The following is an 18,995-nucleotide window of genomic DNA, read 5'->3' as shown; positions in this document are numbered from 1 at the left end:
AGCGTGACGGGGTCCGCTGCGCTCGCCCCGTCACGCCGTCTTACTTCGAGGCCTGAGCAGCCGATGCTGCCGCGTCAGTCTGAGCCGACGGGGCGGGCTGTACTGCCTGTTCCGCTTGCGGGGCCGGTTTGGCCGACGCGGCAGCCATCGCTTGCTGCTCGTCGAACTTGCCCTCGTAGAGCTTGTCGCCGTACTGCTGGGCGATCTGCTCGTACTTCACGCGCGCCTGTGCGGCGAACGGCTGGCGTGCCGCCACGATCGTCGCCACATCCATCGTCTCGTAGGCCGTCAGGATTTCCTGACCGACGGCGTACAGACGATCGTTCTTCTCCTGCGCAAGCTTGAGCGCGGCCCGTTGTGCGGCCGTCTCCTCGGCAAGCTGCTTGCGCTGCGCATCGGCCTGACGCGCGAGCTTGAGCAGTTCGTCGTAAGCGTTGCGATACTGCGAGATCTGCGTGTTCGCCTTGTCGGCAATCGTCTTCACTTCCGATTGCGAGGCGCGGGCGTCCTGCGCCAGACGCTCACGCGACTGACGCTCCGCCGCCAACTGCTGCTGCGCGTCGTCCAGTTGCTTGCGCAGTGCTTCGGGCGAGTCCTTGCTGGCCTTGCCCGCAGTACCGGCGGTTGCACCACCGGCCTTGAGCGCCGCGAGTTCGTTCTTCGCCTGCTGAAGCTGATCCGTCGTCGTGCGTAGTTGCGTGCGCAAACGCTCTTCCATCGTCGGCGCGCCCTGCGGCGTCTGCGCCAGCGCGACCGAGCTCACGGCGAGCAGCATGGCCGCTGCGGTGACCTTGGCGCCCGAGGTCAGACGCGACACCGTGCGCGAGGGCTGTTGGCTCATGACACCTCCTTAGAATCGGGCGTTGACTTCGATTTGCAGCGTGTCGATCGACAACGGCTGACCGTAGACTTCCTTCGTCGACAACCAGCGGCCCGTAATCCAGGCGTTCTTGTCGAATGCGTACGAGCCGCCCAGGTAGTAACCCTTCGCGTTCGTACCGCCGCCGTGGAACGTCGAATCGTTGTAGGCATCGGGCACGGCATCCGGCTCGATACGCTTGTAGCCGAACAGCACGTTCCAGTCGCCGCGCGCAGCCATGACCGGCTTGCCGAAGGTGGCCTGGAACATGTAAGCGTTCGGGCCGCTCTTGAAGTTTGCGCGCGTGGCCGTGCCCGCCGCGAAGTTGTTCACGATGCCGCCGTTCGAGCGCGCCCACATCTCGCCCTCGTTGTAGGCCAGGTTGCGGATGTAGTTCACGTCGAAGCGCAGCGGGTAGCGGCCTGCGAGCACCGTATCCCAGCGCGCCGACAGATCGAGCAACTGGAACTTCGAGGCGTAACCGACGTATTGCGGCTGCGCCGTGTTGGCCGGATCGAGCGGGTTGAGCGCGATGTTACGCAGCAGCATGAGCGTGTTGCCCTTCTGCATGAACGCCGGACGCGACCAGTCCGAATCGCAGCTCGTCTGCCCCGCGTACAGCGCACACGGCGACGACAGCTGCCCCGTAATGTTGCGGAAGTCGAAGTAGCCGACCGTGCCGCGGAAGCTGTTCTTCGAGTCGAGCTTCCAGTTCGCGCCGAACTGCGTGCCGAGCATCCACTTCGTCTGGCTCGACATCTTGCTCTGGCTGTTCGACGGCGAGTTGTCGCCCGAGTATTCCAGCGGGATGAAGCCCAGCGAACCGAACAGTTCGACGTTCGGGTTCGTCGGCAGCGCCTTGTTGAACTGTGCGGCGATACCGTCGATGTTCAGGTCGCTCGAGAACAGCATGTCGCTCGTGACGTACGGCGGCGCAAAGCGACCGCCGGTCACCTTCATCCACGTGAACGGCTGATACGACATCCACATCTGGTCGAGCCAGACGCTCTTCTTGTTCAGACCGCCGCCCAACGTGCTGTTGGTCGAGACCGGACTGTCGTCGTTGCTGCTTGCCAGACGCACACCGGCCTTCACCTGCTCCGACACGTCGGCGAAGATGCCGAAGCGTGCGCGCGCACGGAACTGGTTGGTCCGGTTCTGCGTGGTGTTGAGCAGCGGCGGGAGCGCGAGGTTGGTGTTCGAGTTGACGTCGAAGCCGTTGCCCTTGTTGATCTGAGCCCAGTCGATCTGCGTGTTCGTGTTGCTGCTGGAGTAGAAGCGCGATTCGTTACGCAGACGGAAGTCGCCTTCGATGTGAATGCGCTTGGTCCACTCCGGCGTTTCGTTCGGGGCGGCCCAGCCTTCGGTCTTGGCTTGCGCCATGACTTCGTTCTTCACCTCGTCGCGAATCTGGTCGCGCGTGGTCTGGGAGATGTACGGGATGCGCACGTCGCCCGGCTCGGCACCGGCCCAGCCTGCACCCGCAGCCCCTGCCACGGCAGCGCCTGCCGGGGCGGCAGCCGCTTGCTTCTGCGCCGCTTGCGACGCCGCATACGCTTCGGTCTCAGCCTGTGCGAGCAGCGCTTCGCCGGTGGCGCGGTCAATGGCGCCGCTCTTGATCAGGCCGCGAATGAGCTTGACCATCGCGGTCTCTTGCGGTGCGGCCTGGGCTTGCGCCTGCGCGAGTCCGGCGGTGCCCAGCAATGCGAGCGCCAGTGCGACAGCGCCCGCCGTACCGGCGGCGCGACGGGGTGCCCCTCGGCGCGCGCCCCCGTCAGTCATACGTTCCAGTGCTTTCATTTTGTGTGTGACGTTTGCGTAAAAAGGATGGTCTGCTTCAGCCCGGTCGGCCGCTTGCACGGTGTGACAGGTGATGTCGGTCATGGGCGGCGTCCCCGAATGCTCATGGCCAGCGGATAGCGCAGCGACGCGGGCGGCTTCTCTTCCGCACGGAAGTCGCGCAGCATGGCGAGCACCGCTTCGTCGATGGTCGAACTGCCCGTGCCACGCACCAGTTGCACACGCGTCGCACGGCCGTCGGCGTCGAGCCAGAGATCAATGCGAACGTCGTCGAACGCGAGCGTGCGGGTGCGCTGATCTCGACCGAACGCCTGTTGCAACGAACTGGCGAGCCAGGCGCTGTAAGAGCGGCTGCCCAGACCACCGCCACCGCCGGTCATGCCGCCGCCACTGCCTGCGCCAATGCCGAAGGCATCGGTACCGGCCTGCGCGTCGCCATTGATCGTCACGGCGTCGCCAAGATCTTTGGTCGGGCTGGGCGGCGTGTCGTCCTTGGGTGGCTCGACCGGATCGGCGGGCTTGGGCTCGACGACCTCCGGTTTGACCTTCTCCGGCGTCGGCTCAGGCGGCTTCTCCTGAGGCGGCGGCGGGGGCGGCGGCGGAGGCAGCATGAGCATCGGCGGGCTGTTGACCTCGCGGCGCATGCTGGCCTTGTCGGTGAGCAGGTGCCAGAAGAGCGCCGCCAGACCGATGACCACGACGGCACCGACGATCAGCCCGCCACGACGACGCAGGAGTGCGAGCGCCGGGCTGGAAGTCGTCGACGTAACCGGGGAGCGCGGGGCGCGCGGGGAGCGAGACGCGAAATCGCGAGGTTTCACGCTGCGCTCCTTACTGCGGCTTGCCGGTCACGAGGCCGACCTGATTGAGATCGATGCGACGCAACAGGTCGAGCACTTCCACGACCTTGGCGTACTGCACCTGCGCGTCGCCGCGCACGATCACCGGGAAGTCGGGCGTGACTGCCTTTTCCGTGCGCAAGCGATCCTCAAGCTCGTTGAGCGTCACGGGATAGGCGTCGAGAAACACCTGCCCCGAGTTGTCGACCGTGATGGCCTTGGTCTTCGGCTTCTCCAGCGCCACCGAAGAACTCGCCTTCGGCAGATCGACCTTGATGCCGGGAATGCTGGCGTTACTCGTGAGAATGAAGATCACCAGCACCACCAGCAGCACGTCGACGAACGGCGTGATGTTGATGCCACCCGCGCGCTTCTTCGCAGCGAATCGCGTTGCGTTAGCCATGATTCGTCCCCGTCACGCGCGCTGCAGCACGGGCTGACGGCGGCCTTCGCCCTGCTCTTCCGCGAGGCGCGTCGTGAACTCGTCGACGAACACCGCCATGTCGGCCGCCAGAGCGTCCGAGCGCGAGACCAGCCAGTTGTAGCCAAACAGTGCGGGGATAGCGACGCCGAGACCGGCGGCCGTACACAGCAGTGCTGCGGCCATACCCGGTGCCACCGAGTTGATGTCGACTGCGCCCGCCATCGCTGCCACGACGAACACCAGCATGATCCCGATCACGGTGCCGAACAGACCCACGTACGGTGCGCCTTCGATCGACGTCGAGAGCCAGTTCATGCGCTTGCTCATCGTTTCGACTTCACGCACCATCACGCCGTCCATCGACGCGCGAATGGCGCTGATGGTCGCGTCGGAGACAGCGCTCGTGTCGTAGCCGAGTTCGTGGCGGCGGTGCAGTTCGTCGAGCGCGACTTCGTACAGGCGCCACAGCGGCGATTGTTCGCGCACGTCGTCAGGCACGCGGTTGGTACGCGCGATCTGATCGAGCGGCGCGCCCGACGCCTGGCGAAAGTGCTCCATGAACACGGTGTTAGCGCGCGTCTTGGCGCTGTAGCTGCGGCTCTTCGTGATCATGATGACCCACGACACCAGCGCCATCAGGCCGAGTACGACCACGACCACCCAGGCGTCGACCGGCATGGCCGCGAGGATGAACGCGAAATGGCTCTTGCCCGCTTGCTGTTCGTCCGGACCGAAGGCGATCAGACGCGATTCGGCACCTTGCGAGACGGCGTCCGTCTGGATGAGTGCGGCAGGACGCGCGACCTTCGACAGGCGCACTTCGTCCACCGCGCCCGAGAAGCGGGCCAGGCCAGCGGCTGCACCATCGGCGTCGCCACCGATGATCGTCGGCGAATTCAGTGCCGGGAGTGCTGCGGCGACCGAACCGGCCGCATGACCTGCGACGTACAGCGTGACCGTCTTGCCGTCGCTCGTCACCGCGAGGTGCGACCACTGACCGGCCTGAATCGGCTGGCCTGGCTGGCTGCGCTGAGCGCCGACCTGCACGAACGGCACGCCCTGATCGACACCCACGAGCAGATCGCTACCGCCATCGCGACGCGTGTAAATCCCTTCGTTCGCGCCGAGCTTTTCCGGACGCACCCATGCCGAGAACGTGAAGTTGCTACCAGCAGCAATAGTCAGCGACGGCGAGGCAGGCAGCACGAGCGGCGAAGCGCCAGCTTGAATACCACGGCCGATGATCGCGCCATCGAGCGTGACGACCGGGTTCTGACTGTTGTTGCCGTAAGCGGTCGTGTCGCGAGCGGGCACATTCGGCTCGCCGAAGTGATAGACCGCCGTGTAATCCGGATCGAACACGCGCTGACCGTTACCGGCTGCGGGCGCCTTGCGGTTGCCGTAGTACATCCAGATCTGCTGCTTGTTGGCAGCGGTCACGGCGGGCACGTCCACCCACACGAGCGCGATGCCCAGCACCGGATCGAATTGCTCGATCTGGTGATTCAGCACGGTCTTGTCGTCACCGGCGACGAAGCGCAGGTCCGCGCCGGTCTCGTTGACGCCTTCGAAGCTGAAGTTGCCGGTGTGCAGGCGCAGCAGCATCGGCACACGGCCCGCGTCGCCCGTGATGTTGCCGCCCTGCGGACCGGCGTCGATGGTGATCGGCTTGCGGTACGCCCAATCCGGTTGCCACCAGGCGTGCGCGAGCACCGGCATCAGCGTGCCGATCAGCGCAAGCAAGAATGGAAGAATGCGTCGCATGGCTGTAGTTCTCCGTGTATACCGCCTGACGCATCGAGTGAGCGCACCAGGCATCAGGTCGTAAATGTTGTTTGGTTGAGTACGTCGATCAGTAAGTCGCCGTCACGCTGAAGTTGAAGCGCGGTTGATAGCGTTCGGTACGCGGGCCGTTCGTCAGCGGCCACGCGGCATCGAAGCGGCCCGTCACGTGCGACGTGAGGCGCAGCGAAGTGCCCACACCAAGCGACGCAAGCGAATACGTCGAGGTCTGCTCCGGCAGCGCATCGCGCAAGCCCAGACGTGCACCGTCGAAGAACGCATATGCGCGCCAGTTCGAGACGACCGGGGCGAGCAACGGGATCGGCGGCGTACGCCATTCGATGGAGCCGACCACGCCGTAATCGCCCGTGGCTTCCGCCGAGAGATAACCGCGCACCGAGTTCATACCGCCACCGGCGATCTGTTCGTTCGAGACCAGCGGCGAGTCGGTCATCTGCGTGGCCACGCGCGCGGCCAACTGCCATCCGCCGCCAATCGTGTATGTGCCGTTCGCATCGGCGCGCAGCACCGTGAAGCTCGGCGACGCCTTATAGCGCTTCGCGTCGAACTGCGCCGGGCTGCTGCCGTAACCGAGGAAACTCGACATACCCGTCGTGATCGACGTGTTCAGACCGGCTTGAAAGCTCTCGTTCTGATAAAAGCCGCTGTAGCTGAGGGTGATCGGGGCATACTTGAGCGGCACCACGTCGCCAGCCGTACCGAAGCGCGTGGTTTCCGTGTTGTCCTTGAAGTCGACGCCGAGGCTAAAGGCGTGATACCAACTGCCCGTGTCCGGCACCGTGTACGTGGTCTTCAGGCCGATTGCATGGCCCTTTCCGAGCACGGTGGTGCCACCGGTCGTGGCGACGTTGCTGTCCGACTGATAGCCATTGAGTTCGAGCGACCAGGGCGACGAGCCCAGCGGCGCGACGTACGAGCCCGACCACACCTTGCTCTGCTTGAAGTCCTGCGGCGCGCCGAAGAAACTCATCGAGACGCGATGGCCCAGTTGCCACAGGTTGTCGTAACCGAGCGAGGCGAGCATGCGCAGCGGCTTCGTGTCAGCGCTGCGGTCGTTGTTCAGGCTGAAGCTGGCGCGCCACGGGTTGGTGTCTTCGACCTTAAGGTCGACGTCCATCGTGCCGGGCACTGCCCCCTGCTTGACCAGCGGCACGACCTGCTGCTCGCCGGTACGGTTCAGCGCCGTGAGTTCCGCCTGCGCGGCGTTGAAGTCAGGCACCTTGCCCTCGGCCAGCGACGGCACGCGCTCGCGTACTTCGCGCGGCGAGTGATATTCCGAGCCGACCACACGCAGGCGTCCCAGCTTGGTCTCGCTCACCTTCAGATAAACGATGCCGCCCGTGACCTGCTGTTCGGGCAGGTCGACGTACACCGACTGATAGCCCTTGGCCTGATAGGCAGCGAGTAACGCGTCGCGTGCGGCTTCGATATCGGCGAGCGTGCGGTCAGGCCCCAGATAGGGCGTGACAGCCTTCTCGATAGTGCGGATGTCGAGCACGGTGTTACCGCGCACGATGTACTCGTTGATGTTCACTCGCTTTTGCGCGTCGGCGGATTTCTCTTTCGCGCCGTCGGCCGCAGGTGCGCCTGCCTGCGGCACTACCGCAGGCGATGGGTCCGGTTGTGCTGCTTCGGTTTGCTGAGCAATCGCGACGCCATGAACAGTTCCCCCCAACGTGACTGCGCACACTGCCGCCCAGCGCAGCCACGGCCGGTTCGTTTTCATCAAACGCATATAGAAGACTCTGACTTGTTAGGTCGACGCGGCCCTGCCCGATGCAGTGCCCCCGGTGGCCTGGCGCTTACCCAAGACGCTTTCCTGACGCCTCAGGTTTCGCCCGGCCGCACGCAATCCGTGTCGACATTTCTCTCGAATACGGATACCTAGACGGGTGAGCCGACGGGCAACTAACGTTTGTCACGAGAAATTCATCTTTCTCGAAAAACGCGCTGGCTAACGTATGCTTGTTCAGTCGGAGTCCTGACGGATGACTACTATTTTTGACGGGGAGACGTGCGATGACGAGGCAGCGCAGCGGCACAGACGTTGGGGGTCGGATGAGAAATCGAACGGGCAAACTCACCGTGACAGTCGCAACAACGGTGCTGCTGAGCGCGGTGTCACAGCTCGCCGCAGCGGCCGATGACGCCCCGCGCGTGGGCGGCACGGCACCGGCATCGCGGGCGGGCTGCGTGGATGTCGAGGTGAACGGTCAGCGCTCGCCGTCCTACGACTGTCTGACGAATCAGTTGCAACCAGCTTCGGCACCGGGATCGGGCCACGCGCCGGGACTGGAGTCGGAAGCTATCGCCAACAAGCCGAGCAATCAGATCGGCGGACAGTTCAACTGGAGCGCGACGTCTCAGCGCATGGGAAACAGCTTCGGCAACTCGGCCACGCCGCAACGCCCGGCGGCGCCGCCGCCGTCTGCGCCCATCGTGACGCCCGGTCGCTAAACAAAAAATGCGCCACCCGGTGTGGGTGGCGCATTGTCGGTGGATGTCGGTGGATGTCGGTGGATGTCGGTGGATGTCGGTAAGCGTCAGGCCAGCTCTCGCCTGTGCCGTCCGATCCCGCCGTGATAAAGCGCGGGCGACGTCATACCGAGTTTGTGCGCCATGATGACCAGATCGGCAAACGAGCGCGCTTCCATCTTACGCATCGCATTCCCGCGATGAATCTTGACAGTGACTTCGCTGATGCCGAGTTCGTCGGCAATGTGCTTGTTCATGCGTCCTGCCGCCACGAGCGCCATGACTTCGCGCTCCCGTTGCGAGAGCCGCTGTGCGCGCTCGATCACGTCGGTGCTCGCCCGCTCACGTCCGAGACGCTGCCGGTCGAGCGCCAGCGCCGCGCCCACGGCGCTTAGCAACACGCCCTCCGGCATCGGCTTGCTCAGGTAATCGACCGCGCCCGCTTTCATGCCGCGCACGCTGGTCGTCACATCGGCCCGGTCGGTGATGAGCACGACGGGAATCGGATCCTGCAAATCGGCGAGGGCATCTTGAAGCAAGAGGCCGCCGCCGGGCGCGCCCAGATCGGCATCCAGCACAACGCACGCCGGTCCGGCACTGCGCTCGCTGGCAAGAAACGCCACCGCGCCCGTAAAGCCGCGCGCCCGCAGGCCGACGTCGGTCAATTGTGCACAAAGCGTGTCGTTCTCCGCCGGGTCGTGGGCCACGACGTAGACGGTCGCGATGTCGCTGTCCGGAAGCGCGTTCATGCAGGGGCGATGTATTGATTCAGTGAGCCTGAGTATACGTCAGTCATGTGACGTTCAAAACCATAAAAAAGCACGAACGTGCTGGCATTTTTGCGGTTTGACGGTTGGCCGTCGATGGCAGGGGACCGCCCGGCGCGGGGTTCGGGCGCTAATACGAAAAGACGATAGTGAGGCGACGGGAGTCGGCATACGCTCATGGACCGTCGTTCGTGGCGCTTCGGCGGCCTTCCGGGCCGTACTTTCCGCGTCCACGAACGGCAAGAATCGTCCGCCGACTTCCCCACCGGAGCCTCCCATGTCAAATCCCGACCTCATTCTGGTCAATGGCAAGTTCACCACGCTCGACCGTGCGAACCCGCAGGCGGACGCCGTCGCGCTCACCGGCGGCACGTTCACCGCTGTTGGCACCCGCGACGACATCATGCGTCTGGCCGACAACGCCACGCAGGTCATCGACCTCAAGGGCCGACGTGTGATTCCGGGGCTCATCGACAGCCACATGCACATCATTCGTGGCGGCCTGAACTACAACATGGAGCTTCGCTGGGATGGCGTGCGCTCGCTGGCGGACGCCATGCGCATGCTCAAGGCGCAGGTCGACCGCACGCCCGCGCCGCAGTGGGTGCGCGTGGTCGGTGGCTTCACTGAGCATCAGTTCGCAGAGAAGCGACTACCGACCATCGACGAGCTCAACGCCGTCGCGCCCGACACGCCGGTGTTCATCCTGCATCTGTACGACCGCGCGATCCTGAATGCTGCGGCGCTGCGCACCGTGGGCTACACGAAGGACATGCCGAATCCGCCGGGCGGCGAAATCGTGCGCGATGCGTCGGGTAACCCAACCGGCCTGCTGCTCGCCAAGCCGAACGCGACCATTCTCTACGCGACGCTTGCCAAAGGGCCGAAGCTCCCACCGGAGTATCAAAAGAACTCCACGCGCCACTTCATGCGCGAAGTGAACCGGCTTGGCGTGACGGGCGTCATCGACGCCGGCGGTGGCTTCCAGAATTACCCCGAGGACTACAGCATCATCGAAGAACTGCACCGCGAAGGACAGTTGACGGTGCGCCTCGCGTACAACCTGTTCACGCAGAAGCCGAAGGCCGAACTCGCCGACTTCAGCCAGTGGGTCAAGCAAGTCAGCCCGGGGCAAGGCGACGATCTTTATCGTCACAACGGCGCTGGCGAAATGCTCGTGTACACGGCAGCCGACTTCGAGGACTTCCGTGTCGAGCGGCCGGAAATGGCACCGTCGATGGAAGACGATCTCGAACCGGTGGTGCGATTGCTTGCAGAGAACCGCTGGCCGTGGCGTCTGCACGCCACGTACGACGAGACGATCTCGCGCGCACTCGACGTCTATGAGAAGGTCGCGAAGGACATCCCGTTCGACGGCCTGCACTGGTTCTTCGATCACGCCGAGACGATCAGCGACCGCAACATCGACCGCATTGCGGCACTCGGCGGCGGCATTGCCGTACAGCACCGCATGGCCTATCAGGGCGAGTACTTCGTGGAGCGCTACGGTGCGAAGGCTGCCGAGGCGACACCGCCGGTGCGTCGCATGCTGGAGCGCGGCGTGAAGGTCGGTGCGGGCACGGATGCGACGCGCGTCGCGTCGTACAACCCGTGGGTGTCGCTGTACTGGCTGGTGACGGGCAAGACCGTCGGCGGGCTGCGCATGGCGGCCCCGGGCAGTCTGCTCGACCGCGACGAAGCGCTGCGTCTGTGGACGGAAGCGAACACGTGGTTCTCGTCCGAAGTCGGCAAGAAAGGGCAGATCAAGGTCGGGCAGCTCGCCGATCTGGCCGTGCTCTCGGAGGACTACTTCAGCGTGCCGGAAGACGAGATTCAGGACATCACGTCCGTGCTCACGGTGCTGGGCGGCAAGGTGGTGTACGGCGACGGCGACTTCGGCAGCTATGCCCCGGCACTGCCGCCCGCGATGCCCGACTGGTCGCCCGCGCGACACGGTGTGGGGTATCAGCCGCGACAACCTAATGTGCTTAACGTGAGCGTGAGTTGCGCGTGTGCGACGTCGTGCGGCGTGCACGGTCATGCGCACGCGAAGGCTTGGTCGTCGAGCGTGCCCGCGTCGGACGAGAGCGGCTTCTGGGGTGCGCTCGGCTGTTCGTGCTGGGCCTTCTGATGTCCATTCTGATGTCCATTCTGATGTCGCTACTGTCCGCTACTCACTGTTGAGGTCCGTCATGGCCACGATGCTGCCGTCGTCCGATCCTTCCTCGTCAATGGCACGCGAGACGTCTTTGCTGCCGGGCTGGGCTTACTGGCTTGCACTGTTGCTGCTGTGCAGCGCCTATCTGCAAGGCGGCATCGACAAGGCGTTGGACTTCTCCGGCGCCATCGCCGAAATGCAGCACTTCGGACTGTCACCGGCGGCACCAATGGCGGTGGCAGTCATCGTGCTGGAAATCGGTGCGTCGCTGATGATTTTGACGGGCAAGGGGCGATGGTTGGGTGCGTTGGCGCTGGCGGCATTCACGCTGGCCGCCACGTTCCTGGCCAATCGCTTCTGGTCCGCCCCGCCGGACGCCCGCACGATGCTCGCCAATAGTTTCTTCGAACACCTCGGACTCGTCGGCGGCTTTATCGCCGTGGCGTGGTACGACCTCGGAACGCGCGCCGCGCGGAGTCAATCATGAAGCTCTATCTCGTTTCGCTTGCTGTGGGCGTGCTCGTCGGCATCATCTACGGCGGTCTGGGCGTTCGCTCACCGGCACCGCCCGCGGTGGCGCTCATCGGTTTGCTCGGCATGCTGATCGGCGAACAGGTCGTGCCGCCCGTCAAGCGTCTGCTCGCAGGCGAGCCGGTGAACCTCGTGTGGTTCCATCGCGAATGCGTGCCGAAGATCACGGGACTGCCGGGGCCGGTGGCGCAAGCGGCGAAGGATGAGGACAAGACCGAAGCGCCGAAGGCGTAAGACCTGATGGCGTCCACTGCGACATCCATTGCGCCGTCGACGGCGCGCTCGCGCAGCGCCATGTCACCCTACTTGAAAGAACGCGCCGCCTCCGCCTGCTCGCGAATCACGTCGATCAGCGCGCGCAACGCCGCCGGAATGTGGCGCCGTCCGGGATAGTAGAGCGCGAGTCCGTCGAACGGCGGTGTCCACGCTTGCAGCACGCGCACCAACGTACCGGCTTCGAGATCTTTGTGCACGTCCCACTCGGTCAGATATCCCACACCGACGCCCGAACGCACGGCTTCCAGGATCAGCGCGCCGTCGTCCAACGTCATCGGCCCGTCCACGTCGACGCGCACCATCTGGCCGTGCCGCTCGAACTCCCAGTGGAACATCTTGCCGCTCGGCATCCGCGTGCGAATGCACTGATGCTTGCGTAAGTCGTCCGGCGTACGCGGCGGTTTATGACGGGAGAAATACGCTGGCGTGGCGACCACCGCGAAGCACTGTCTGTCGCCGAACGGCACGGCGATCATGTCCTGCGGCACCGACTCCCTCAGACGAATACCCGCGTCGAACCCTTCCACAACAATGTCGATGAGACGGCCTTCCGTCACGATGTCCAGCTTGACGTCCGGGTAGCGCCGCGAGAACTCGATCAACACGGGCATGACCCGGTGCACCGCGCCGGCCGAACTATTGATGCGCAGCGTGCCCGAGGGGGAATCGCGAAAGCTCCCGGCTTCGTCGATCGCCGTCTGAATGGTCGAGAGCGCGGGCGCGACGCTGTTCACAAACTGCGCGCCCGCTTCGGAAAGCGACACACTGCGCGTCGTCCGGTTAAAGAGCCGCACACCGATGCGCGTTTCGAGCGCCGCGACGGCATGGCTTAACGCAGACGTCGACACGCCCATATCGTTTGCCGCGGCCCGGAAACTCCGGTGACGCGCCACCGCCATGACGGCTTCCAGTTCGGTGAGTCCCGACGTCTTCATTGTCCTAAATTCCTCAACAAGGCATCCCGGATTGTACGTCTAGTCATATCAATGCCGGACGACTATCTTGAGTCATCGAGACCGCATTTCACCCTGCCCCCCACTCATCATGAAGATCATCGATCAGATTTATATCGACGGCGCTTTCGTCACTCCGCACGGGGACGAACGATTCGACCTGTTCAATCCGGCGACCGAGCAAGTCATCGGCAGCGTCCGGCTGGCAGACGCCGAAGACGCTCGCCGTGCCATTGCGGCGGCCAAACGCGCGTTTCCGGCGCATTCCCGAAGCACCAAAGCCGAACGCATCTCGATGCTCCAGCGCATGCACGCCGCCGTGTCCGCACGCGAAGACGATTTGCTCGACGCCATCATCGAGGAGTACGGCGCCCCCGTCGCGTGGGCGCGCTGGATGGCACGTCATGCGAGCGATGTCCTGCTGCAGGCTGCGAAGACGCTGGACAGCTACGACTTCGTGCGCCGTGCGGGCACGGCGGAAGTCGTCATGCAGCCGCTCGGTGTGGCGGGACTCATCACGCCCTGGAATAGCGATGCGGGCTTCATCTGCGGGAAACTGGCCGCAGCACTCGCTGCCGGTTGCACGGCCGTGATCAAACCGAGCGAGATGAGTGCGATTCAGACGCGCATCGTGACCGAAGCGCTGCACGACGCGCAGTTGCCGCCGGGCGTCGTCAATATCGTGACGGGACGCGGGGAGACGGTTGGCGCGGAGATCAGCACGCACCCCGACGTCGCCAAGGTATCGTTCACCGGATCGACGGCGGTGGGCCGGTCGATCTTGCGCGCGGCGTCGGAAACCTTCAAGCGGGTGACGCTTGAACTCGGCGGCAAATCGCCGATGATCGTGCTCGACGACGCGAACTTCACGCAGGCCATCCCGCTCGCGCTCAATGCGGGCTTTATGAACAGTGGTCAGGCATGTGTCGCCGGGACGCGGATTCTCGTGCCGCAAGCACGACTGCACGAATTCGAAGCGGGCATCGCGGCTGCCATTGCGAACTTCCCGGCAGGGGATCCCCGCGACCCGAAGACGCATATCGGCCCGCTGGTCAGTCGAAAACAATGGGATCGCGTGCAGCGCTACATTCGCATCGGCATCGAGGAAGGTGCACGGTTGGTCGCCGGTGGCGAGGGTCGCCCGACCGGGCTGGACGCCGGATGGTTCGTACGCCCGACCGTCTTCAGCGACGTGCGCAACGACATGACGATTGCCCGTGAGGAAATTTTCGGGCCGGTGCTCTCGATCATCGCCTACCGAGATGAAGCGCAGGCCATCGCCATTGCCAACGACACACCTTATGGTTTGCAGGCGTATGTCTGCGCGACGGATGTTGAGCGCGCCGCCGCTGTGGCAGCGCAAATCGAAGCGGGGCGCGTGCTCGTCAACACCCTCACTCACGAACCTGCTGCGCCGTTCGGTGGATTCAAGCAATCGGGCATCGGACGCGAGTACGGCACCTTCGGACTCGAAGCCTTCATGGAACCGAAGGCCGTGCTCGGGGTGTTGTAAGCGCAGCGGCAGCGGCTCGGCGCGATGGGCGCCGTCGAAACACAGCGACGCCCATCACGCCACCCGCCGTAGTCGCAGACCTTACTTGCCGATTTCGTAGCGAAGCAACAATGCCGCCACGCGCGCGCGGTCGACGTCGGGAATGCGCTCCATCCCGACGTACTCCCAGAACTCTTCGACGGCGGCGACGCCTTCGCTGCCGTCAGACAGGAGACATGCAAGCGCATCCGCCCGTCGTTCCGGCGGCAGGATGTCAAGGCTCAGGATCAGCGCATCCATCACGCGCTGTCGGCGGCTACCTTTGAAGAACCGCTCGCTGATGTGGCCGACGAACGCGGACCAAGCTTCAGACTCGCTCCCTTCCTTCGCGGCGACACCCCACTTCTCGACGAGCGCGGGGTTCGCCTTCAACGGTTCTCGGAAAAACACGTAATCCACTGCGGGCTTCGGCGCTGCCGGGTCGATCATCCGCATCGCCGAGGCGATCGGCGGTACATACCTCGCGCCACGCGGCTCGACAAACACCGCGGTGGGGATGACCGACGGGCGAAGCCCACCTCCGCGCATGAGGCGAACCGTGCCGAGATCGACGCGAAAGCGCTCGCGATGCGGGCACAAATGCTGGTGAAGCGCACGCGTCACCGTCGGTAAGGAACTAATCGTTACTGCGTTCACAAGATTCATCGAGGACCTCCATCGTGGAAAGGAGATCGCATCCTGACAGCGCTTCGTCTTCGGACTTTGCGATAGCGTCGGCGAGCTGTCAGTTCTGACGCTGCCGTGCCCACATGCTTGCGTTCGCAGACGTCAATTGCCGTTATCCGCCCATCGCCATGCGGGACGCTCGAGCGGGTGCTGGCCGAGAATCGTCGTCGCCGAGAAGGACTTCTCGAGTTGGATCGAATTGCATTCGGGGTCCTCTTCGAGCGCGGCCGCCAGACGCTGCGAGTGCGAAACCACCCAGAGCTGGCTGCGCTGCGATGCGCGACGGATCAAACGTCCCAACGCGGGCATGAGATCAGGGTGAAGACTCGCCTCAGGTTCGTTGAGCACCATCAGTTCAGGCGGACGCGGCGTGAGCAATGCGGCTGTCAGCAGCAGGAATCGCAGCGTCCCGTCGGACAGTTCTGCGGCGCTCAATGGTCGCAGCAAACCGTGCTGGTTGAACTCCAGCATGAGTCCGCCACGCCCCGTGCCATCGATCGTGACGCTCGCGCCGGGAAAGGCATCTTCCACCGTTTGCGCCAGCGCTTCGTGATCGCCGATCTCGCGAATCGTCTGCCACGCGGCGGCCAGATCCCGGCCGTCGTGATGCAGCGCCATCGTGCGCGTACCGATCTGCGGCCACCGCGCGGGGGCATCTGCGTCGGTGCGGAAGTGATCGTAGAAGCGCCAGTTGCGAATGCGCTCACGTACTGTGAACACCTCAGGGCAGGTGTTGTCGTTGGCAATGTGAGAAAAGAGACTCTCAAAGCGAGGCAGACTGCTTGTGAGGATGTCCCACTCACGCCCCGACTTGCGTCGCACCACACTCCCCTGTCGGTCCACGAGCATAGTGGCCGGACGTAGAAACTCACCGGCCCAGATGCTCTCGTGCTTGAACTCCGGATCGGCACTGAACATGGAAACGCCACCAGCGCTGCCCATCCCCATGCAGATGGCGTAGCCGAAGGTGCCGCTGCTGAAGCCAAGACGCATGCGCCCCCGCTTCTGACGCGGGCCGCCCTGAATCGGCACCTCGCCGCGACGCATGCGCGGGCTGATCGTCTCCGGCCCCGCCCATAGCACGGAGCCGAGTCCGCCCTCGCGGGCGATGGGGCCGATGATGCCGTCGCTTGCCGTGCCCGCCAGCAGCCGCAGTGCCCGGTAAAGATTGGACTTCCCGCTACCATTCGCGCCGCTGATGACGTTAAGCCGGGTGAGCGGCATCACAAGCGACTGGATAGAACAGTAGTTGTCGATGGCGAGGGCGGTGAGCATGGCAGGCGGGAGAACGTGAGGAAACGCAGCAGACGAGCGCGGGGAATCAAGAGCGGTGAAGTTCGCAGATTATCCCTTCGAGCACGCCGCGCCGCTACCGTTCCCTAAATCCGGCGCACAGCTTTCCCAGACGGCCCGCTGCTCAAGGGACGCACAGCCGCGTCCACATGACATAAACTCACCGTTTCGACCTCTTACAGCGACACCTCGCCTGCCCCGATGTCAGACGTTACCCCTGAACCGAAAGACAGCTCCGGCGTTGCCGTCATCGACCGCGCCTGCGCTATTCTGTTCGCGTTCAAACCCGACGACAGCGCCCTCACGCTGGCCGAACTGGCTGCCCGCACCGGTCTCTACAAGAGCACGCTGCTGCGTCTCGCGGGTGCGCTCATCCAGCACCGCATGCTCATGCGACTTGAAGATGGTCGCTATCAGCTCGGCCCGGCCACGTTCATGCTCGGCGCCCTGTATCAGCGCAGCCTGAACCTCGGCGACATTTTGTTGCCGCTGATGCGCGAACTGGCGGACGTGAGTGGCGAGAGCGTGTCGTTCTATGTGCGCGACGACGCCGTGCGTGTGTGTCTGCATCGTGTCGACTCGACGCACGCCGTGCGCTTCCACGTACGCGAGGGCGATGTACTGCCGCTCGAACACGGCTCGGGGGGACTGGCGTTGCTGGCCTTCGGCGGGGAGACGGGCGACGTCTACGACCGCATTCGCGAGGTGGGTTACAGCGTATCGATGGGCGATCGCGAGCGCGATACGGCGGGGGTGTCGATGCCGGTGTTCGGGGTGCGTCAGACGCTGCGCGGCGTGCTGACGCTAGCCGGTCCCAGCTCACGCATCGACCGGGCCTTCATCGACCGGCATCTGACGGATCTGTTCTCGTGCGCCGCGCGCGCCACCGACGGACTCGGCGGTGACTCTCGGGCACTGCGCGCGGCGTGGAAGCGGCGAGAGGAGTGATACGCTCACGCGATCAATCGCTCGCGCAAGGTCTCGTCACGCATCAAGCTCGATCTCATGCTTCTCGAAGAGATCTTTCACGTGCGCCTTGTCCGTCTCCGGAATCGTTTCGAAAATCTCATCGCTGAATCCACGCAGTGCGATAACACCTACGCCGTCGGCATCGACACTGATGCCTTTCTCGTCAACGCGGTAATTGAGCAGCGTTTTGACCGCATCGACCCGGGAGGCGTCCGGGACGTACTCGAACGACTGAACCAGCGCGTCGACCACCTTTTGACGCCTGGGCTTGGAATCAGCCCCCATCAGGTCTGCGACAAACACGCCCAACGTGTCGTCGCTCGAAACGATGGCCTCCTGAAATCGCGCAAGGAACTTCGTATCTGCGTTAAAGCTGGCGGCTAGCGCCCGGGGGCCGAAGATCTCGTTTAGCTTATCGGGAACCTCAAACGAGCGAACGATCTCGGTGGACTTCAGCGCCTGCGGCGTGAGGATCTGGCTCACGGTTTGCAGATCCTCGCCAACCGCGTGGGCCTTCTTGCCCTTCTCGTCAGCCCCCTGACTCCCAGTCAGCGCCTGAGTCGCAGCACCGGAATTAACACCCGTCGAACTTACTTCCATGATGGCTCTCCATCAAAATTGGGGAGTTCATTCTGGTACGGGGAGTACGTCGACGTTATGCAAACGAACATCATGCTTTCGTTTCTCGCGCCCCCTTGGGAAAAAGATGTGGTGCGCGCTTGGGATTCATTGACGTACCCGCCCCTGCCGGGTCGCCGCCGGTTCGCTGCCGTGTCGCTGCCGTATCAATACTCAGGGCAGTTCGCGTTCTGCGCGACCGGTGTAGCGATAAGGCAACTGACGCGGCAACGGACCTTTGTTGCGCTCGCCGCGTCCGCGCTGCTCCCACGCGTGCGACAGAATGCCCACCGCGCGCGACAATACGAATACGCCTCGCGCGAGCTCTGGCGCAAACCCCAGCTCGGCATAGATCACAGCGGTGATGCCGTCGATGTTCATCGGCACCGGCTTTTGCTTGCGCGCCTTAAGATGCGCTTCGATGCCACGTGCGATGGCTGCGTAATGGCCTTCGATCACGCCTTGCGCCACGGCATCGTCGACGATGGCGAGCAATCGCGTCGCGCGCGGATCGACCGGATGGAAACGATGACCGAAACCCGGCAGGTACTTCCCGTGGGCAACGTTAAACGCAGCGATGCCGTCTGCCACTGCAATCGATAGATCAGGTACTTCAGCGGTCGAATCCGCCAGCCGCTGCGCGATGTCCTGATAAAGCTCGACGGCCTGCTGCCCCGCGCCGCCATGCACGTCGTCCAGCGCATTGATGGCCGAGGCCATCGCGCCGTTGAGCGGCAAGCCACAGCTCGTCGCGATCCGCGAGATCGCAATCGACGGTGCGTGCGGTCCGTGATCCACCGAAGCGACGAGCGCCGCCTCCAGCAATCGTGCCTGCGCATCGGTGGGCAACTCGCCGCGCAGCATCAGCCAGATCATCTGCGGAAAGCTCACGTTGCCGATCAGTTCCTGAATCGGATAGCCACGCACGTTGATCGATCCCGGGTGGATATCGATGATCGACGTGCTCCAGTAATCGGCGCACAGCGCCGCAGCATCGAGTGTCGGATTCATG

The 18,995-nt window shown here is 64.1% G+C and carries 18 protein-coding genes; 6 read left to right on the top strand and 12 right to left on the bottom strand.

The window, feature by feature from the left end; genetic code table 11:
- Positions 1-40: 40 nt before the first annotated feature.
- The 6 genes from NTU39_RS06055 to NTU39_RS06030 all read right to left on the bottom strand — a co-directional run bounded on the left by NTU39_RS06055 (position 41) and on the right by NTU39_RS06030 (position 7,460).
- A complete protein-coding gene (locus tag NTU39_RS06055) occupies positions 41-841 on the bottom strand; it encodes a hypothetical protein (RefSeq protein ID WP_257959493.1) in 801 nt (266 codons plus the stop codon).
- A 9-nt stretch (positions 842-850) separates the two neighbouring features.
- Positions 851-2,659, bottom strand: a complete 1,809-nt coding sequence (locus NTU39_RS06050) for a putative porin (protein ID WP_257959492.1) — start codon at positions 2,657-2,659, stop codon at positions 851-853.
- Between the two features lie 80 nt (positions 2,660-2,739).
- The gene (locus NTU39_RS06045; protein ID WP_257959491.1) at positions 2,740-3,480 is read right to left on the bottom strand and encodes an energy transducer TonB family protein; all 741 of its coding nucleotides are present in this window, start codon (positions 3,478-3,480) and stop codon (positions 2,740-2,742) included.
- Between the two features lie 10 nt (positions 3,481-3,490).
- The gene (locus NTU39_RS06040; protein WP_039396424.1) at positions 3,491-3,901 is read right to left on the bottom strand and encodes an ExbD/TolR family protein; all 411 of its coding nucleotides are present in this window, start codon (positions 3,899-3,901) and stop codon (positions 3,491-3,493) included.
- A 12-nt stretch (positions 3,902-3,913) separates the two neighbouring features.
- Positions 3,914-5,686 (bottom strand): DUF2341 domain-containing protein, encoded by a 1,773-nt coding sequence (locus tag NTU39_RS06035; RefSeq protein WP_150666692.1) that lies wholly within the window; start codon positions 5,684-5,686, stop codon positions 3,914-3,916.
- A gap of 88 nt (positions 5,687-5,774) precedes the next feature.
- Positions 5,775-7,460 carry a ShlB/FhaC/HecB family hemolysin secretion/activation protein gene (locus tag NTU39_RS06030; RefSeq protein ID WP_246184773.1) on the bottom strand — a complete coding sequence of 562 codons (1,686 nt, stop codon included), beginning with the start codon at positions 7,458-7,460 and terminating at the stop codon, positions 5,775-5,777.
- Between the two features lie 350 nt (positions 7,461-7,810).
- Between NTU39_RS06030 and NTU39_RS06025 the strand changes: the two genes are divergently transcribed.
- Positions 7,811-8,182 (top strand): hypothetical protein, encoded by a 372-nt coding sequence (locus NTU39_RS06025; protein ID WP_257959490.1) that lies wholly within the window; start codon positions 7,811-7,813, stop codon positions 8,180-8,182.
- An 86-nt stretch (positions 8,183-8,268) separates the two neighbouring features.
- On the opposite strand, the gene NTU39_RS06020 is transcribed toward NTU39_RS06025, so the two are convergent.
- The gene (locus NTU39_RS06020) at positions 8,269-8,949 is read right to left on the bottom strand and encodes a response regulator transcription factor (protein WP_257959489.1); all 681 of its coding nucleotides are present in this window, start codon (positions 8,947-8,949) and stop codon (positions 8,269-8,271) included.
- A 295-nt stretch (positions 8,950-9,244) separates the two neighbouring features.
- Here NTU39_RS06020 and NTU39_RS06015 point away from each other — a divergent pair, with 295 nt between their 5' ends.
- The 3 genes from NTU39_RS06015 to NTU39_RS06005 all read left to right on the top strand — a co-directional run bounded on the left by NTU39_RS06015 (position 9,245) and on the right by NTU39_RS06005 (position 11,890).
- Positions 9,245-11,098, top strand: a complete 1,854-nt coding sequence (locus NTU39_RS06015; protein ID WP_257959488.1) for an amidohydrolase — start codon at positions 9,245-9,247, stop codon at positions 11,096-11,098.
- Between the two features lie 70 nt (positions 11,099-11,168).
- Positions 11,169-11,612, top strand: a complete 444-nt coding sequence (locus tag NTU39_RS06010) for a DoxX family protein (protein ID WP_150666741.1) — start codon at positions 11,169-11,171, stop codon at positions 11,610-11,612.
- On the top strand, positions 11,609-11,890 hold the full coding sequence (locus NTU39_RS06005; RefSeq protein ID WP_150666696.1) for a XapX domain-containing protein: 282 nt from the start codon (positions 11,609-11,611) through the stop codon (positions 11,888-11,890). The genes NTU39_RS06010 and NTU39_RS06005 overlap by 4 nt, the downstream gene beginning before the upstream one ends.
- Before the next feature lie 68 nt (positions 11,891-11,958).
- Here the strand turns inward: NTU39_RS06005 and NTU39_RS06000 are convergent, their stop codons facing one another.
- On the bottom strand, positions 11,959-12,867 hold the full coding sequence (locus NTU39_RS06000; RefSeq protein WP_150666697.1) for a LysR family transcriptional regulator: 909 nt from the start codon (positions 12,865-12,867) through the stop codon (positions 11,959-11,961).
- 109 nt (positions 12,868-12,976) lie between these two features.
- Between NTU39_RS06000 and NTU39_RS05995 the strand changes: the two genes are divergently transcribed.
- Positions 12,977-14,398, top strand: coding sequence for an aldehyde dehydrogenase family protein (locus NTU39_RS05995; protein WP_150666698.1), 1,422 nt, complete (start codon positions 12,977-12,979; stop codon positions 14,396-14,398).
- Between the two features lie 81 nt (positions 14,399-14,479).
- Here the strand turns inward: NTU39_RS05995 and NTU39_RS05990 are convergent, their stop codons facing one another.
- Both NTU39_RS05990 and NTU39_RS05985 read right to left on the bottom strand, forming a co-directional pair.
- Positions 14,480-15,082 (bottom strand): hypothetical protein, encoded by a 603-nt coding sequence (locus NTU39_RS05990; protein ID WP_150666699.1) that lies wholly within the window; start codon positions 15,080-15,082, stop codon positions 14,480-14,482.
- Positions 15,083-15,205: 123 nt separating this feature from the next.
- A complete protein-coding gene (locus NTU39_RS05985; protein ID WP_257959487.1) occupies positions 15,206-16,378 on the bottom strand; it encodes an AAA family ATPase in 1,173 nt (390 codons plus the stop codon).
- Positions 16,379-16,597: 219 nt separating this feature from the next.
- Here NTU39_RS05985 and NTU39_RS05980 point away from each other — a divergent pair, with 219 nt between their 5' ends.
- Positions 16,598-17,344: an IclR family transcriptional regulator gene (locus tag NTU39_RS05980; protein ID WP_150666701.1), complete on the top strand. Its 747-nt coding sequence runs from the start codon at positions 16,598-16,600 to the stop codon at positions 17,342-17,344.
- A 36-nt stretch (positions 17,345-17,380) separates the two neighbouring features.
- Here NTU39_RS05980 and NTU39_RS05975 read toward each other — a convergent pair whose 3' ends face one another.
- Both NTU39_RS05975 and NTU39_RS05970 read right to left on the bottom strand, forming a co-directional pair.
- Positions 17,381-17,965, bottom strand: coding sequence for a hypothetical protein (locus NTU39_RS05975; RefSeq protein ID WP_150666702.1), 585 nt, complete (start codon positions 17,963-17,965; stop codon positions 17,381-17,383).
- 192 nt (positions 17,966-18,157) lie between these two features.
- Positions 18,158-18,994, bottom strand: a complete 837-nt coding sequence (locus NTU39_RS05970; protein ID WP_174985192.1) for a citryl-CoA lyase — start codon at positions 18,992-18,994, stop codon at positions 18,158-18,160.
- Position 18,995: the final 1 nt, after the last annotated feature.

The sequence above is a fragment of the Pandoraea commovens genome, from assembly GCF_024704525.1.
Taxonomy (GTDB): domain Bacteria; phylum Pseudomonadota; class Gammaproteobacteria; order Burkholderiales; family Burkholderiaceae; genus Pandoraea; species Pandoraea commovens.
This window is presented reverse-complemented; position numbering and strand designations above follow the sequence as displayed.